General features: G+C 73.7%; 14 protein-coding genes. 10 read left to right on the top strand and 4 right to left on the bottom strand.

Annotation, left to right across the window (positions count from 1 at the left end; genetic code table 11):
• The first annotated feature begins 251 nt into the window (after positions 1-251).
• The 3 genes from ACRYCC_RS39720 to pepN all read left to right on the top strand — a co-directional run bounded on the left by ACRYCC_RS39720 (position 252) and on the right by pepN (position 4,971).
• Positions 252-1,457, top strand: coding sequence for a lipase family protein (locus ACRYCC_RS39720; RefSeq protein ID WP_433819249.1), 1,206 nt, complete (start codon positions 252-254; stop codon positions 1,455-1,457).
• A gap of 89 nt (positions 1,458-1,546) precedes the next feature.
• Positions 1,547-2,263, top strand: a complete 717-nt coding sequence (locus ACRYCC_RS39715; RefSeq protein WP_433819248.1) for a maleylpyruvate isomerase family mycothiol-dependent enzyme — start codon at positions 1,547-1,549, stop codon at positions 2,261-2,263.
• A gap of 131 nt (positions 2,264-2,394) precedes the next feature.
• A complete protein-coding gene (gene pepN, locus ACRYCC_RS39710) occupies positions 2,395-4,971 on the top strand; it encodes an aminopeptidase N (RefSeq protein WP_433819247.1) in 2,577 nt (858 codons plus the stop codon).
• 25 nt (positions 4,972-4,996) lie between these two features.
• Here pepN and ACRYCC_RS39705 read toward each other — a convergent pair whose 3' ends face one another.
• Complete coding sequence (locus ACRYCC_RS39705) at positions 4,997-5,716, bottom strand: TetR/AcrR family transcriptional regulator (protein ID WP_433819246.1); 720 nt, start codon at positions 5,714-5,716, stop codon at positions 4,997-4,999.
• A 126-nt stretch (positions 5,717-5,842) separates the two neighbouring features.
• On the opposite strand from ACRYCC_RS39705, the gene ACRYCC_RS39700 reads away from it, so the two are divergent.
• The 5 genes from ACRYCC_RS39700 (at position 5,843) to ACRYCC_RS39680 (ending at position 10,043) form a co-directional block, all read left to right on the top strand.
• Positions 5,843-6,295 (top strand): nitroreductase family deazaflavin-dependent oxidoreductase, encoded by a 453-nt coding sequence (locus tag ACRYCC_RS39700; protein ID WP_433819245.1) that lies wholly within the window; start codon positions 5,843-5,845, stop codon positions 6,293-6,295.
• 96 nt (positions 6,296-6,391) lie between these two features.
• On the top strand, positions 6,392-6,940 hold the full coding sequence (locus ACRYCC_RS39695) for a GtrA family protein (RefSeq protein ID WP_433819244.1): 549 nt from the start codon (positions 6,392-6,394) through the stop codon (positions 6,938-6,940).
• Between the two features lie 57 nt (positions 6,941-6,997).
• On the top strand, positions 6,998-7,963 hold the full coding sequence (locus tag ACRYCC_RS39690; protein WP_433819243.1) for an endonuclease/exonuclease/phosphatase family protein: 966 nt from the start codon (positions 6,998-7,000) through the stop codon (positions 7,961-7,963).
• A 254-nt stretch (positions 7,964-8,217) separates the two neighbouring features.
• Positions 8,218-9,573, top strand: coding sequence for a transaminase (locus ACRYCC_RS39685; protein ID WP_433819242.1), 1,356 nt, complete (start codon positions 8,218-8,220; stop codon positions 9,571-9,573).
• Positions 9,570-10,043 (top strand): Lrp/AsnC family transcriptional regulator, encoded by a 474-nt coding sequence (locus ACRYCC_RS39680; protein ID WP_433819241.1) that lies wholly within the window; start codon positions 9,570-9,572, stop codon positions 10,041-10,043. The genes ACRYCC_RS39685 and ACRYCC_RS39680 overlap by 4 nt, the downstream gene beginning before the upstream one ends.
• Positions 10,044-10,047: 4 nt before the next feature.
• On the opposite strand, the gene ACRYCC_RS39675 is transcribed toward ACRYCC_RS39680, so the two are convergent.
• From ACRYCC_RS39675 to ACRYCC_RS39665, 3 genes are all read right to left on the bottom strand, one after another.
• Positions 10,048-10,404 carry a DUF427 domain-containing protein gene (locus ACRYCC_RS39675; RefSeq protein ID WP_433819240.1) on the bottom strand — a complete coding sequence of 119 codons (357 nt, stop codon included), beginning with the start codon at positions 10,402-10,404 and terminating at the stop codon, positions 10,048-10,050.
• Positions 10,405-10,544: 140 nt separating this feature from the next.
• A complete protein-coding gene (locus ACRYCC_RS39670) occupies positions 10,545-12,080 on the bottom strand; it encodes a glycosyltransferase family 39 protein (protein WP_433819239.1) in 1,536 nt (511 codons plus the stop codon).
• 79 nt (positions 12,081-12,159) lie between these two features.
• Positions 12,160-13,026, bottom strand: a complete 867-nt coding sequence (locus tag ACRYCC_RS39665; RefSeq protein WP_433819238.1) for a MarR family winged helix-turn-helix transcriptional regulator — start codon at positions 13,024-13,026, stop codon at positions 12,160-12,162.
• Between the two features lie 108 nt (positions 13,027-13,134).
• On the opposite strand from ACRYCC_RS39665, the gene ACRYCC_RS39660 reads away from it, so the two are divergent.
• Together ACRYCC_RS39660 and ACRYCC_RS39655 are read left to right on the top strand one after the other, a co-directional pair.
• The gene (locus ACRYCC_RS39660) at positions 13,135-14,694 is read left to right on the top strand and encodes an MFS transporter (RefSeq protein WP_433819237.1); all 1,560 of its coding nucleotides are present in this window, start codon (positions 13,135-13,137) and stop codon (positions 14,692-14,694) included.
• 75 nt (positions 14,695-14,769) lie between these two features.
• A complete protein-coding gene (locus ACRYCC_RS39655; protein WP_433819236.1) occupies positions 14,770-15,195 on the top strand; it encodes a MarR family winged helix-turn-helix transcriptional regulator in 426 nt (141 codons plus the stop codon).
• Positions 15,196-15,241 lie beyond the last annotated feature (46 nt).

Below are 15,241 nucleotides of genomic sequence, written 5' to 3'. Positions count from 1 at the left end.
GACAGACTATGGCGTACCGGACCGGATCCGGGGTCGTACCGGCCGGATACGCCGGGCGCCGTTGTGCCTCGCCGTCAATCGCCGCCACCGGCCGGGTGGCCCGGTGACAACGTTGGGTCAGATACGAAGATTCTTCACCTTTGCCTCTTCTCGGCAAGGCTACCCAACCGTAACTTCGGGATCGGAGGGCCCGCCGTCCCCCCGTCGGGTCCTCGTTCGCAGCCCCTCCGAGGTTCCAGGAAAAGGCAGCCATGCGACCACCCCCGCGACCCCGCCGTGTCCTCTCCCTGCTCGTCGCCCTCCTGCTGTGCGCGCCGCTGACGTTCGCCGCCCTCGGCGCCGGCGCCGTCACCTCCCCCGCGGCCGCCGCCGACGACGACTTCTACACCCCGCCCTCCCCGCTCCCGCCCGGACCGGCCGGCGGCATCATCCGGTCGCGTGCCGTGAATTCGCCCAACGCCGCGGCGAAGGCCTGGCAGATCCTCTACCGGTCGGCCGACGCGGCCGGGGCGCCGATCGCGGTCTCGGGCACCGTGCTGGTGCCGGACGCCCCGTACTCCGGAACCCGCCCGCTGATCGCGTACGCGGCGGGCACGCAGGGGTGGGGCGACCAGTGCGCCCCCTCCAAGGCGATGGTCTCCAAGCTCTTCGACGAGCAGTTCGCGGTCGACAACCTGCTGGGCCGGGGCTGGGCGGTCGTCGTCACCGACTACCCCGGGCTGGGCACTCCGGGAACCGAGCTCTACAACGTCGGCGTCGCCGAGGGCCACGCGGTGCTCGACTCCCTGCGGGCCGCGAGCGACCTGCCCGGCGCCGGCCTGAGCCGCACCGCCCGGACGGCCATCGAGGGCTACTCCCAGGGCGGCGGCGCCGCGGGCTGGGCCGCGCAGCAGCAACCCGGCTACGCGCCCGGCCTGCGGCTGGTCGGGGTCGCGGCCGGCGGCATCCCCTCGAACCTGCAGGCGGTGGCGCAGAACATCAACGGCAGCCCCTTCTTCGCGTTCCTGGCCGGCACCGCCGCGGGCTTCGACGCCGCGTACCCGGCCCTGGAGATGGACCGGTACCTCACCGACGAGGGCAGGGCGGCGCTGCGGAGCCTGAGCGGCATGTGCCAGATCGGGGCGCTGCTCACCTACGCCGGCAAACGGATCGAGGACTACACCGTCGGCGGGGTCAACCCGATGAACAACCCCGACTGGAAGGCGGCGCTGGACGCCAACAACCTGGGCGCCACCAGGCCCGCCGCGCCGATCCTGCAGTACCACGGGCTCCTCGACGAGGTCATCCCGCCCGCCTCCGCGCGGGCCCTGCAGCGCGCCTACTGCTCGATGGGCGTCGCGACCCGGCTCAACTTCTACGCGGGTGACCACCCCCTCACCCACGTGTTCGCCCAGAACGACGTCGGCACCTGGCTCGCCGACCGCATCGCCGGCAAGGCGCCGCCGAGCAACTGCTGACCCGGCCGGTGCGGGCACGGACGCGCCGTGCCCGCACCGCCCGGCACCCGGTCGTGCGGCCGCGCCGGTTTCGGGGTAGCGGTGAGGACATGACCACTCAAACGCACGCCGCACTCGCGGACCTCGACCCGTTCGAGATCTTCGATCGGGAGGCCGCGCGGCTGGACCGTTTCTTCTCCTCACTCGACGCCGCGGGCTGGGCGCGGCCGTCCCGCTGCGCGGGATGGTCGGTGCGCGACGTCCTCGGCCATCTGGCCGGGGAGGAGCTCTACAACCACGCCTGCCTGGACGGCGATCTGGAGGGGTTCCTCGAGATCATCGAGCGGGAGGGCGCCGGCGGGGGATTCGACGGGTTCAACGACTGGTGCGTACGGCGGCGCCGTGAACAGCCGGTCGAGGAGGTGCTCCAGGAGTGGAGGGCGCAGAACGGCGAGACGCGCCGGCGCATGCGCGAACTCGGCCGCGACGGGACCCTGCAGACGCTGTCCGGGCCCTACCCGGCCGGGCTGCAGACCTTCCACTACGACTCGGAGTACGCCACCCACGCCGACGACGTGGGGGCCCCCGTCGCGCGCGAGGAGGCGGAGGGGCGCACCCGATGGCGGTCGGCCGTCGGTCTCTTCGTCCTGGCCGAGCAGGGGTCGAAGGCCCGGGTCGAGCCCTCGGCCGGGCGGGTCCGGGTGCACGCCGGCGGCGAGGACGCGGAGCTGTCCCCCGGCGACTTCGTGGACGCCACCGTCGGCAGGCTGCCCGGCGACCACCCGCTCGGTCCCCGGGTGAAGGCCGCACTCCGCTGCCTGGCCTGACCCACGCGCCGGCCGCACGCGCCGCCCACACGCGCCGCCCACACGCGCCGGCCGCACGCGCCGCCCGCACGCCCAGACCGGACCGCATCAGGCCACCGGACATCCGGCGGCGATGCAGCAGCATGGTCGTCATGCCTCCACTCACCCGCTCGGAAGCCCGCTCCCGCGCCCGCCTGCTCGACGTCCGGTCGTACGAGGTGGATCTGGACCTCACCCGTGGCGGGCAGGTGTTCGGCTCCACCACCGTCATCCGCTTCGGCTGTGCCGAGCCGGGTGCGGCGACCTTCGTCGAGCTCAGGCCCGCCGTCCTGCGCGGCGCCGTGCTCAACGGCCGGCCGCTGGACCCGTCGTCGCAGGCGGGCGGCCGTCTCGAGCTGCCCGGCCTCGCCCTAGACAACGAACTGCGCGTCGAGGCGGACATGCGCTACTCCCGTACCGGCGAGGGCATGCACCGGTTCACCGACCCCGCCGACGGCGAGGTCTACGTCTACACCCAGTGCGGACCCGATGAGGCCTCCCGGGTCTTCGCCTGCTTCGACCAGCCGGACCTGAAGGCCGTCCTCCGGCTCCGCGTCACGGCCCCCCGGCACTGGACGGTGCTGGGCAACGGCGCCGGCGGGCAGCGCGAGCCGGGCCGCTGGGAGTTCGACCCGACCCCGCCGATCAGCAGCTATCTCGCCGCGGTGGTCGGTGGCCCGCTGCACTCGGTGCGCGCCGAGCACGACGGCATCCCGCTCGGCCTGCACTGCACCCGTTCGCTCGCCGCCCACCTGGACGCCGACGCCGGGGAGATCCTCGGGATCACCCGGCGCGGCCTCGACCGGTACCACGAGCTGTTCGAGGAGCGGTATCCGTTCGGGAAGTACGACCAGGCGTTCGTGCCCGAGCTCAACTTCGGCGCCATGGAGAACCCCGGCTGCGTCACCTTCCGCGACGACTTCGTCTTCCGCTCCGCGGTCACCGGCGCCGAACGCGAGGTCCGCGCCGTCGTCATCCTGCACGAGATGGCGCACATGTGGTTCGGCGACCTGGTCACCATGCGCTGGTGGGACGACCTATGGCTGAACGAGTCCTTCGCCGAGTACATGGGGCACTGGGTGGCCGTGGAGGCCGGTCCCTTCCCCGACGCCTGGACCGGCTTCGCCGTCACCCGCAAACCCTGGGGTTACGACGCCGACCAGCGTCCGTCCAGCCATCCGGTGGCGGCCCAGGGCATCGACGACACCGCCGCCGCGCTGGCCAACTTCGACGGCATCTCCTACGCCAAGGGAGCCTCGGCGCTGCGCCAGCTGGTCGCCTGGGTGGGGGAGGAGGCCTTCCTGGCCGGGGTCAACGACCACTTCGCCCGGCACCGCTTCGGCAACGCCGACCTCGCCGACCTGCTGGCGGCCCTCGCCCGGTCCAGCGGCCGCGATGTGCACGGCTGGGCCGAGCGCTGGCTGCGCACCAGCGGGGTGGACACCCTGCGCGCGGAGATGGTGGAGCTGACCGGCCGTCCCGGCACGCTGAGGTCGGCCTCGGTGGTGAACCTCGGGACACCCGGCGGCTCCGCGCCGGTGCGCCCGCACCGGGTCCTCGTCGGGGCCTATGACCTGGTGGCGGGGCAGGGCGGCCCGCGCAGGCTGGTGCGGCGCGACCGGCTGGAGGCCGACCTCCCCGCGACTCCCGGCGACGACGGCACCGTCCGCGGCCCGCTGCCACCGCTCGCCCGCGCGCTCCGCCCGGACCTGCTCCTGGTCAACGACGGCGACCTCGGCTACGCCAAGGTCCGCCTCGACCCCCGCTCCTGGGAGGCCGTGACGGAGGGGCTGTCCACCCTCGAGGACGGGCTGTCCCGCGCCCTGCTCTGGAACACCGCCCGCGATCTGGTGCGCGACGCGGAACTGCCGCCCACCGGCTTCCTCGCGCTCGCCGCGGCCCACCTGGCCGCCGAGCCCGTGGTCGCCGTCGTGGAGGCCGTGCTCGACTTCGGCCGCCGGCACGTCGCCGACCGGTACCTTCCCGCCTCCGGGCGCCCCGCGGCCCTGGCCACCCTGGCCGGCGTCTGCACGGAGATGCTGCGGCGCACCGCGCGCGACGGCGATCCCGGGCTGCGCCTCGCCGCCGTGCGCGGCCTCATCCGGTGCGCGTCGGCCCCGGACGAGCTCGGCGAACTGCGGGAATGGTCGCGCGCCGGCCGGGTGCCGGACGGCCCGGACCTCGACCCCGAGCTGCGCTGGCTCATCCTGCTGCAGCTGGCCGCGCTGGGCGCGGCCGGCGAAGAGCAGATCGCCGCCGAGCTGGCGCGCGACCCGGGTGCGACCGGCCGGCAGGGCGCCGCCCGGTGCCGCGCGGCCCTGCCCGGCCCGGAGGCCAAGGAGCGGGCCTGGCGGGTGCTGTTCGGCGAGGGCGCGTTCTCCCGCCAGGAGCTCATCGCGACGGCCCAGGGCTTCTGGCAGCCCGCACGGCCCGAGACGACGGCCGGTTTCGTCGAGCGGTACTTCGCCGAGGTGCCCGCCACCGGGGAACGCGGTCCGGCGATGGCCCGCGTCTTCGGTGGCGAGCTCTTCCCCGTCCACGCCGCGGCGCCCGGCACCGTCCGGGCCGCCGAGGGCTGCCTGAGCCGCACGGACCTGACGCCCGCACTGCGCAGGGTCCTCGCCGACCAGTCCGACGATCTGCGCCGCGCCGCACGGATCCGCGCGCTGCCGCACGGCTCCGCGGTCTGACGCCCGCCCGGTTCCCGCGTCGTGGTCAGGCCGGCAGGGAGGTGCCGGCGGGCAGGCCGACCAGATCGGCCATCTGCTCGACCGCGTGCGCGAAGAACTCGTCGGCGGGATCGACGCTGCCGACGAGATGGCCGAAGAGCTCGAAGCTGATCATGCCGAAGAGCTGGGTCCAGGCGATGGCGCAGCGGGCCAGTACCGGCCCGGGCAGGCCCGGTGCCACGGCGGCGGCGACCTGCTCGGTCTGCTCGGCGAGGCCCCGCGGCAGGGGCGGGCCGTCCGCGCCCGGGACCAGGGCACCGCGCGCCCAGGCGTCGCGGGCCAGGCCGAGCAGGGCGATGGGGATGCGCCCGGCCGGCCCGACGGTCTCCTGCGGGGCGCTGTAGCCGGGCACCGGGGTGCCGTAGACCAGCGCGTACTCGTGCGGACTGGCCAGCGCCCACTGCCGCACGGCGTGCGACATGGCACGCCACCGGCCGCGCAGGTCGGCGCCCGGCCGGGAGGTGTCGGCGGCCTCCATGTGGTCCGCGAGGGATTCGTAGGCGTCGATGATGAGCGCGGTGAGCAGGTCGTCACGGCTGGGGAAGTAGCGGTAGAGCGCGGAGGAGACCATGCCCAGCTCGCGGGCCACCGCGCGCAGGGACAGCCGCTGCGCCCCCTGCGCCGCCAGCTGGCGGCGCGCCTCTTCCTTGATCTCCTGGGTCAGCTCTGCCCTGGCCCGCTCTCGCGCGGTACGGGTCGCACTCATGTCCTCAGTGTGCCAGATGATTGGAGCGGTGACCACAAACAAGAGCAGTGCTCTTGACGCCCTCGGGTTGAAGGTGCACACTGATCTCAAGTGAGAGCGCCGCTCTCGACAATGAAGGAGCCTTCCATGGCCGACTCCACCGCCCGCCGCTATCTCGAGCCCGGCTGGTTCACCCGCAACGTCTTCAACCGGACCATGGCCGCCCTCACCAGGATGGGGCTGAGCGTGTGGGGCTCCCGGGTGCTGGCGGTCCGGGGCCGCACGAGCGGCGAGTGGCGGACCACCCCGGTGAACCTGCTGGACTTCGAAGGCGGGCGTTACCTGGTCTCACCGCGGGGCCAGACCCAGTGGGTCCGCAACCTGCGGGTCGCCGGGACCGGCGAGCTGCGGCTCGGCCGCCGGGCCGAGGCGTTCACCGCCTCCGAGCTGCCCGACGAGGACAAGCCCGCGCTGCTCCGCGCCTACCTCAAGCGCTGGAAGTTCGAGGTGGGCGCGTTCTTCGAGGGGGTCGACACCGACGCCCCCGACGATGAGCTGCGCCGGATCGCCCCCGGATACCCGGTCTTCCGGATCTCCTGAACCCCGCGGACGGCCGGCTCCGGCGAGCGATCACTATGCGGTGACTTCTGCGCCGGCCGGCGGCTGGCCTCCGGCAACCTTGCGTAGACTGCCCCGGTGTCGGTTGCCCGTGTCGCTCTCGCCCGAGTCCCTGCCCCGCTGCGCCCGCTGGTGGTCAAGCACCGCGAGCTGGTGAAGTTCGCCTTCGTCGGAGGCACCTGCTTCCTGCTGACGGCGGCGGTCAACTACGGGCTCAAGCTGACCGTGCTGCGCGCCAAACCGGTCACCGCGCTCACCATCGCGACCATCGTCGCCACGATCGTCTCCTACCTCCTCAACCGGGGCTGGTCCTTCCGCTCCCGCGGGGGCCGGAGCCGTCACCTCGAGGCGACACTGTTCTTCCTGGTCAGCGCGCTGGCCATCGGCATCAACGACATTCCGCTCTACCTGGCGCGGTATGCGTTCGACTTGCAGTACCCGACCGTCAGCCACTTCACGCAGGAGTGCTCCGACTTCGTCAGCGGCATGATCATCGGCACCCTGCTCGCCATGGGGTTCCGCTGGTGGGCTTTGAAGAAGTGGGTCTTCCCCCACCAGGGCCAGGGTGCCCGGAGCCTGCGGTCCATCGGCGACCAGCCGGAGGCGGTCTCCGAGCGGGTGGCCTGACCTCCCTGCCCGAACGGCCTGCCGAGGAGCCGGTCTGCCGGTACGCTGCCGCAGATCGTGAAGAAGATCGTCGAGAGGCCGCGCCGGTGGGTGACGGCGGCCGTGTGGGCGCCGGTGCTGCCGGTGCTGGCCTGGGCCCTGCTGCGGCGCAGCGGCTGGGAGCCGGGGTTCTGGTGGACGCAGTGGGTCGCGTTCACCCCGTACGTGGCCGGTGCCGCCCTGCTGGTCGTGCCGGGCGCGCTGCTCCTGCGGCGCTGGCCGGCCGCCCTGGTGGCGGTGGTCGCCGCCGCGACCCTGCTGCACGCGGTGCTGCCGCGGGCGCTGCCCGACCGTAACCCCGCCGCGCACGGCCAGGTCCTGCGGGTGCTGACCGCCAACCTGCTGGTCGGCTCGGTGCCGCCGCGGGCGGTGGTGGACCTGGTGCGGCGGCTGCGGATCGACGTGCTGGCGGTCCAGGAGCTGACCCCCGAGGCCGCCGTGGGCCTGCACGCCGCGGGCCTTCCCGCCCTGCTGCCGCAGAGCCTCACGCACCCGCTGCCGGGGTCCCGGGGGTCGGGGATCTACGCCAGGTTCCCGCTCCGGGAGGCCACCCCGATCGAACTCGGGGGCTTCCGCCAGGAGCAGGCCACCGCGGAACTGCCCGGCGGGCGCGTCGCGCGGATCGTGTCCGTGCATCCGTGCGCGCCCGTCCGGCCGGGCATGCGCGCGTGCTGGGCGGACGGGCTCAGGGCGCTGCCGGCCGCCGACGGGCAGGCGCGCATCCTCGCGGGGGACTTCAACGCCACCCTCGACCATGCCGGCCTGCGCCGCCTGCTGGCCACCGGTTACCGGGACGCGGCGGACGTCACCGGCGAGGGACTGCTGACCACGTGGCCGTACCGCGGCCGGCGGGCCCGGACCGTGCCTCCGGTGACGCTCGACCACGTGCTGGCCGACCGCGGGATCGCCCTGCACGGGTTCCGGACCTTCGCGCTGCCGCGCTCCGACCACCGCGCGGTCCTCGCCCAGCTCACCCTGCCCTGACCCGGCCCCCAGCTTTCCAGCCTCCCGCTCCCGGCCTTTCGCTCCCTGCCTCCCGCTCCCTGCCTCCCGCTCCCTGCCTTTCGCTCCCTGCCTCCCGCTCCCGGCCTTCCGCTCACCGCCGCCGGCGGTGCGCCGGGCTTCGCCGTGCCGGAGACGGCGCACGGGCGGGCCCGTACAGAAGAAACTGGTCAGCGACCTTTACTTTGGAATATGTTGAGCAAACACGCTTTGACTATGCTTTCTGGAGTGAACCCGTGATCGACCGCTCTCATCTGAAGACACTGCTGGACCGGGAGCGGCGCGAGTTCCGGGCCCGCAACCCGCGCTCGGCGGCGGCGTACGAGGCCGCCCGGGGCAGCCTGTTCGGCGGCGTTCCGATGACCTGGATGAACAAGACGGCGGCGGGCTTCCCGCTCTACCTGGATTCGGCCCGGGGCGCCCGCGTCACCGACCTGGACGGGCACGAGTACGTCGACCTGTGCCTGGGCGACACCGGCGCGATGGCGGGGCACTCGCCCGAGGCCACCGTGTCGGCGGTGACGCGGCGCTTCGGCGAGCTGGGCGGCGCCACCGTCATGATGCCGACCGAGGACGCGGCCTGGGTGGGGGCCGAGCTGGCCCGCCGCTTCACGGTGCCGTACTGGAGCTTCTCCCTCACCGCCACGGACGCCAACCGGTGGGCCATCCGGCTCGCCCGTGCCCTCACCGGCCGGCCCAAGATCCTGGTCAACAGCCACTGCTACCACGGCAGTGTCGACGAGGTCCTGGTCGTGGTGGGGCCGGACGGCCGGCAGGTCTCCCGCGAGGGCAACGTCGGCGCGCCGGTGGACCCGACCGTGACCACGCGGGTGGTGGAGTTCAACGATCTGGCCGCGCTGGAACGCGAGCTCGCCCACGGCGACGTCGCGGCGGTCCTCATGGAGCCGGCGCTGACCAACATCGGCATCGTGCTGCCGGAACCCGGCTACCTCGAGGGCGTCCGGGACCTCTCCCGGGAGTACGGCTCGCTGCTGATCAACGACGAGACCCACACGTTCTCCGCGGGACCCGGCGGCTGCACCGCGGCGTGGGGGCTGGAGCCCGACATCGTGACGATCGGCAAGGCCCTGGGCGGCGGGATCCCCTGCGGCGGCTACGGGCTGTCGGCCTCGGTGGCGGCCCGCATCGAGGCGCTGAGCGGGCTCGACCTGATCGACATGGGCGGGGTCGGCGGCACCCTGGCGGGCAACGCCCTGTCCATGGCGGCGATCCGGGCGACGCTGGGAGAGGTGCTCACCGAGGAGGCGTTCACCCGGATGATCTCGCTGGCCACCCGCTTCACCGAAGGGGTCCAGCAGGTCATCGACGCCCACCGGCTGCCGTGGTCGGTGACCCGGCTCGGTGCCCGGGCCGAATACCGGTTCTGTGACCCCGCGCCCCGCGACGGCGGGGAGTCCCACGCCGCGGGCGATCCCGAGCTCGACGACTACCTGCACGTCCACCTCGCCAACCGCGGGGTGCTGCTCACCCCGTTCCACAACATGGCGCTGATGTGCCCCGCGACGACGGAGCGGGACGTGGACCTGCACCACGAGGTGTTCGCCGCGGCCGTCCGGGAGCTGACCGGATGAACCTCGACGACATCGACCGGATCATCCTGCGCGAGCTGCAGCGGGACGGCCGGATCTCCTACACGGCGCTGGCCGGGCCGACCGGGCTGTCCGGCCCGGCCGTCCGCCAGCGCATGCAGCGGCTGCGGGACGAGGGCGTCGTCCAGGTCGTCGGGGTCACCGATCCGATGGCGCTGGGCCTGCCGGTCATGGCGCTCATCGGGGTCCGCACCGACGGCGACGTCCATGCCGTCGCGGACCGGATCAGCGCGCTGCCCAGCGTCATCTACGTGGTGCTCACCTCGGGCTCCTTCGACCTGTTCGTCGAGGTGGTGTGCAAGGAGGCGGCCGAGCTGCTGTCGATCATCAACGACCACCTCAAGCAGATCCCGGGGGTGACCCGCGCGGAGTCCTTCACCTACTTCGGCATCCACACCCACCGGTTCGCCTGGCCGGTGCCGGCCCCCGTCGGCGAGGACCCGGCGACCTGACCGGTCAGGGCTGCTTGACCCCGTCGACCACGATGGTGACGTCGTCGCCGTAGAACGACACGTAGTCCTTGATCGGAGCCACCGCGGGGATCGGGTCCGGGTACGCCCACGCGAAGTCCGGCATGACCCCGCCCTCGCGGAACGACCAGTACGAGGCGACGCCCTTGAACGGGCACCGGGTGTGGGTGTCGGTGGCTTCGAGCAGCTCGAAGTTCACATCCTCCGGGGGGAGGTAGTAGCGCACGGGAAGGTTGGTCTCGGTCAGCACGATCGGCCGCCGGCTCTCGGCCACCACCTGGCCGCCGACCTCGACCCGGACGTGCTGGTCGCCTTCCACCGTCTCAACGACGTGACCCTTCATCGGCTCTCCCCAATCGATCGGCACCGACGGGCCCCCGGTGGGCCCTCGTCTGGTCGAACACGGATCGGGCCCGGGATCTTCCAGCCCTCGCCGGCCCGCTCGTCCGCCCGGCGGGGCGGGCCCTGGCGGCCCGGGCGGGCTCAGCCCAGACGCCTGAACTCCGGCCACAGCACCGGCCAGCGGTCCCGCTGCCCGCGGCAGACCCACACCGGCTTGCCCTGTTCCTCGTTGTCGAGGCCGACGCCGTTGTCGATGCGGCCCGCGGCGGTCACGTCGGTCCAGTAACGCCGCAGGGAGGCCGCGCCCTCGGCGCCCTCCGGTCCCACGACGATCGTGGGACCGCCGGTGTCCGGCGGCCGCCCGAAGTACCAGAACCCGTTGTGGCCGCTGTAGGCGCGGGGCAGGCCGAGCGCCGGCCCGTAGCGGTCGAGTGCCCCCGCCTCGCCGTAGTTCATGGTCACGACGGTCGTCCGGGGGCGGTCTCCCGCCGGCAGCGCGTGATAGACCCGGGCCACCTCGGCGGCGAACCCGGGCCAGCCGACGGTCTCGGCCGTGTCCGGGTTGATGGCCGGCTGCGGGGTGTCGGCCAGCGCGCCGACCGGGTAGACGGGCAGGGTGAGCAGGACCGAGGTGACGCCGGTGATGACGTACGCCGGGACCGAGACCGCCCAACCCCAGCCGCGCGGGGCGCCCCGCCGCTCGACCTCGACGGCTCCCGCCGCCCACAGTGCCGCCCAGAGTCCCGCCAGGTAGTACGGCTTGCCCGCGGTGACGAGGAAGACCACGGTCAGCAGCAGGTACCCGTGGCCGAGGAATCGGTAGGGCGCGAGCTCGCCGGAGCGGAACAGCCGCCACAGGCCGTAGAGCCACAGCCAGGACAGCAGCACTCCGGTGAGGAGCACCTGGAACGGCAGGAAGCCGGGACGCCCGCCGAAATCGCCCTCGTCGGCGATCTCACCGGCCATGTCCAGCTGCGGCCATCCGTGGCCGGCCTGCCAGAGCAGCCCGGGGAGCAGCGCGGCCACCGCGACCGCCGCCCCGGCCGCCAGCATCGGACGGCGCAGGAACTCGCGGGGCCCGCGGATCAGCAGGCCCGCGACGAGCGCGGCGACCAGGAAGACGACCAGGTACTTGATGTTGAGCGCCACGGCCGTCACGGCGCCCACGGCGAGCAGCAGCCGCTGGTCGCGGGTGCGCACCCAGCGGACCACCAGCCACACGAGCGCGGTGGAGACCAGCATGTCGAGCGTCGCGGTGTAGAGCGCGTGACCACTGGCGACCACGAACGGGCAGACCGCGTACGCCCCGGCGGTGAGCAGCTGGGCGCGGCGGCCGCCGCCCATCTCCCGCGCCGTCAGCGCGGCGACCACCACTCCCGCGGCGGCCGTGAGGGCCGCCAGGAGCCGCAGCATGACCAGCGAGTCCCACAGCGCCGTCAGGGCGCGGGTGATCAGCGGAAGCAGCGGCGGCTGGTCGGGGTAGCCCCAGTCCAGGTGCCTGCCCGCGACCCGGAAGTACAGCTCGTCGCGGTGGTACCCGTACCGGGCGCCGACGGCCACCAGCACCAGGCCCAGTGCCCCGGCCATCAGCAGCACCGGCCGCCAGGCGATCGCGGCCGCCGCCGGGCGTGCGGTCACCCCGGCGGGGCCGGGCGCCGCGGACGCGGGAGCGGGCATGCGTGCACCCTATGACGCCGATGTGTCCTAAGTCACGATCTTCCGCCGCGTTCGGTGCCGTGATCGTCAGCGGTCCCGGTCATGGGGTGACGAGCTTGATCAGCAGCGCGTTCAGCTCCCCGGCGGCGGAGGGGCCGAGCAGTGCGGCGACCTCCCGCTGGATCCCGTCGAGGGTGTCCCGCGCCCGGTCGAGATGGGCCCGGCCGGACGCGGTGAGGCGCAGGACGTGCTCCCGGCGGTCCGCCGGATTGCGGTCGCGGACGATCAGCCCGGCGGTGTGCAGGTCGTCGACGGTCTGCACGATGGCCGGGCCGCTCACGCCCAGCCGGGCGGCGAGGCGCTGCTGGGAGCAGGGCTCGGCGGCGGCGAGGGCGGTGAGCGTGCCGAAATGGCGGGGCTCGATGCCCAGGGCCCGCAGCGCGTGGGCCGCCCTCTGGCGCAGGGCCACGTGTGAGCGGGCGATCAGGAAGCCGCTGCGGCTCGTGATCGACTCGGGCAGCGCCCCGGTGAGGTCGGGAACGAGCGGCCTGAGCAACTCGTTCAGGCGGCGGTGCTCGGCGGGGGTGAGCCCGGCGGTGAGCGCATCCTCGCCGCCGGCCGCGGCGCGGTGCATGGCGTCCCGTGCCGCCCTGCCCTCGGCGGTGAGGGCCAGCGCGTAGCAGCGGCGGTCGGCCGGGTCGCGCTCCCGGCGGACCAGTCCCGCCTGCTCCAGCCCGTCCACCAGCTTCACCATGATCGTGCGGTTGATCTTGAGCAGCTCGCCGAGGCGTGCCTGCGAGACGGGACCGCTCTCCACCAGCGCGCTGAGGATCGCCAGGTCGCGGGGGTGCCGGCCGGCCGGCATGGCGGCGAGGCCGCAGGCCTCCGCCCGGAGGAAAGCGCGGAACAGCAGGTACCCGGTGTATCCGGTGAGCGCGGGTTCGAGGACGGTCTCGTGATCGGTCATCGCAGGTCAGACTACCAAAGGTGATAGATGATTAAGCATGTTGACGATTAAGGTTGTTGACGTTACGGTGGTCGTACTCCTGATCCCCCCGAAGGGACACCTGCTCTCATGGCACGGAAATGGTGGACACTGACCGCGGTCTGCGTCGGTGTGTTCATGCTCCTGCTCGACGTCACGATCGTGAACGTCGCGCTCCCCGACATCCAGCAGCGGTTCCACGCCTCGCTGTCCGACCTGCAATGGGTCATCGACGCCTACGCGCTCACCCTCGCCGCCGCGCTGCTGACCGCCGGCTCGCTCGCGGACCTGTGGGGCAGGCGTGCCCTGTTCGCCGCCGGGACGGTCGTCTTCACGGCGGGCTCGCTGCTGTGCGGCCTGGCCACCGGCCCGCTCTTCCTCAGCCTCGCCCGCGCGGGCCAGGGGATCGGCGGCGCCGTCATGTTCGCCACCTCCCTCGCCCTGCTCAGCGACGCCTTCCGCGGCCGGGACCGGGGCATCGCGTTCGGCGTGTTCGGCGCGATCACCGGCGTCGCGGTCGCGGTCGGGCCGGTCCTCGGCGGCGTCCTCACCAGTGGCCTCGGCTGGCGCTGGATCTTCTTCGTCAACGTCCCGGTCGGGATCGCCGCCCTCGCCGTCACGCTCACCCGGGTGGCCGAGTCGCGCGACCCCGACGCCGCCCGGCCCGACTGGCTCGGGTTCGCCACCTTCAGCGCGGCGCTGGGCCTGCTGGTGTACGGGCTGATCGGCAGCGGTGACGGGTGGCTGGAGACCAAGGTCGTGGTCGGCCTGGCGGCCGCGGGGGCGCTCCTGGTGGCCTTCCTGATCATCGAGCTGGTCCAGGCCCGGCCGATGCTGGACCTCTCACTGTTCCGCAAGCCGGCGTTCACCGGCGGCCTCATCGCCGCCTTCGCGATCTCGGCGTCGCTGTTCTCCCTGCTCACCTACCTGGTGCTCTACCTGCAGAACCTGCTCGGCCTCTCCGCGGTCGCCACCGGCGTGCGCTTCCTGGTCCTCACCGGCGCGATCTTCGTCACCGCGGGAGTGGCGGGCCGGCTGACGACCCTGGTCCCGGTCGGCTGGATGATCGGCTCCGGGTTCGCGCTGATCGGCGCAGGGCTGCTCGCCATGCGCGGCCTGAGCGTCACCTCGGACTGGACGCACCTGGTGCCCGGGCTGCTGCTGGCCGGCGTCGGCGCCGGCCTGGTCAACGTGCCGCTCGCCTCGACCGCGGTCGGCGTGGTCGAGCCGGCCCGCGCGGGCATGGCCTCCGGCATCAACTCGACCCTGCGCCAGGTCGGCATCGCGACGGGCATCGCCACCCTCGGCTCGCTGTTCACCGCCCGGCTCCGCGGCACGGCCGCGCACGAGCTCGCCGGCACGTCGCTCGGCGCCCAGGCCCACCAGATCGCGTCCGGGCTGGGCGGGACCCAGGGCTCAGGCGCTCCGGACGGCGCCCCGCCGGCCGCCCAGCGGCTGGTGGCCGCGGCGGCCCGGACCGGCTTCGTCGACGGGCTCAACCACATCCTGCTCGTCGGCGCGGTGATCGCACTGACCGCCGCCGTCACCAGCGTCCTGCTCATCCGCACGCGGGACTTCGTCACGACGGACGGGCCGCCCGCAGGCCCGGTCCCGGCCGAGGACGACGCCGCCGCCGCGCCCGCCCGCTAGCCCCCGCCCCGGTGACCCCGGCCGGTGGTCCCCACAGACCCGCTCGATCCGTACGACCTCGCAAGGAGCGCGACGATGACCCAGGCACCCCCGCTGACGGGACAGGACATCGGACTGGCCGCCAACGCCACCCGGAAGCTGCTCGACATCCTCCTCGACCGGACCGGCACCACCTTCGACGAATGGGTCGCCCTGCGCACCCTCGCCCTGGAGGGGCCGGTCATCCCGCCCGCGGCCCTGCTGCCCGACCTCGCCGGGAAGCTCAGCGCCGGGGAGCCCGCGGTGGCCGCGCTGCTCGACCGGCTCACGGCCCGGGGCCTGGTCCAGGAGGGCTTCGCCCTGACCGCGGACGGGCAGGCCCTGTTCGCCCGGCTGCGCGACGCGGTGGCCGGGGTCACCGCGCGGATGTACGGCGACCTGGACGCCGGCGACCTCGCGGTGACCCGCCGGGTGCTGGCCCAGGTCACCGAGCGGGCCCACCGCCTCCGCACCGAGCTCTGACACGGCACGCCGGGAGGCGCGCCCGCGACCGGCCCGCGGCCGTCCG

This window comes from Actinomadura scrupuli (assembly GCF_050971785.1).
GTDB lineage: Bacteria > Actinomycetota > Actinomycetes > Streptosporangiales > Streptosporangiaceae > Actinomadura_E > Actinomadura_E scrupuli.
The sequence above is the reverse complement of the archived record's forward strand: the minus strand, read 5'-3'. Positions and strand labels throughout refer to the sequence as shown.

Bases quoted from the DNA above. Each gene is read 5' to 3' on its own strand.
- ACRYCC_RS39665 (WP_433819238.1), bottom strand. From the start codon at position 13,026: ATGACCGATCACGAGACCGTCCTCGAACCCGCGCTCACCGGATACACC.
- ACRYCC_RS39670 (WP_433819239.1), bottom strand. From the start codon at position 12,080: ATGCCCGCTCCCGCGTCCGCGGCGCCCGGCCCCGCCGGGGTGACCGCA.
- ACRYCC_RS39655 (WP_433819236.1), top strand. From the start codon at position 14,770: ATGACCCAGGCACCCCCGCTGACGGGACAGGACATCGGACTGGCCGCC.
- ACRYCC_RS39660 (WP_433819237.1), top strand. From the start codon at position 13,135: ATGGCACGGAAATGGTGGACACTGACCGCGGTCTGCGTCGGTGTGTTC.
- ACRYCC_RS39680 (WP_433819241.1), top strand. From the start codon at position 9,570: ATGAACCTCGACGACATCGACCGGATCATCCTGCGCGAGCTGCAGCGG.
- ACRYCC_RS39675 (WP_433819240.1), bottom strand. From the start codon at position 10,404: ATGAAGGGTCACGTCGTTGAGACGGTGGAAGGCGACCAGCACGTCCGG.
- ACRYCC_RS39720 (WP_433819249.1), top strand. From the start codon at position 252: ATGCGACCACCCCCGCGACCCCGCCGTGTCCTCTCCCTGCTCGTCGCC.
- ACRYCC_RS39700 (WP_433819245.1), top strand. From the start codon at position 5,843: ATGGCCGACTCCACCGCCCGCCGCTATCTCGAGCCCGGCTGGTTCACC.
- ACRYCC_RS39715 (WP_433819248.1), top strand. From the start codon at position 1,547: ATGACCACTCAAACGCACGCCGCACTCGCGGACCTCGACCCGTTCGAG.
- ACRYCC_RS39705 (WP_433819246.1), bottom strand. From the start codon at position 5,716: ATGAGTGCGACCCGTACCGCGCGAGAGCGGGCCAGGGCAGAGCTGACC.
- pepN (WP_433819247.1), top strand. From the start codon at position 2,395: ATGCCTCCACTCACCCGCTCGGAAGCCCGCTCCCGCGCCCGCCTGCTC.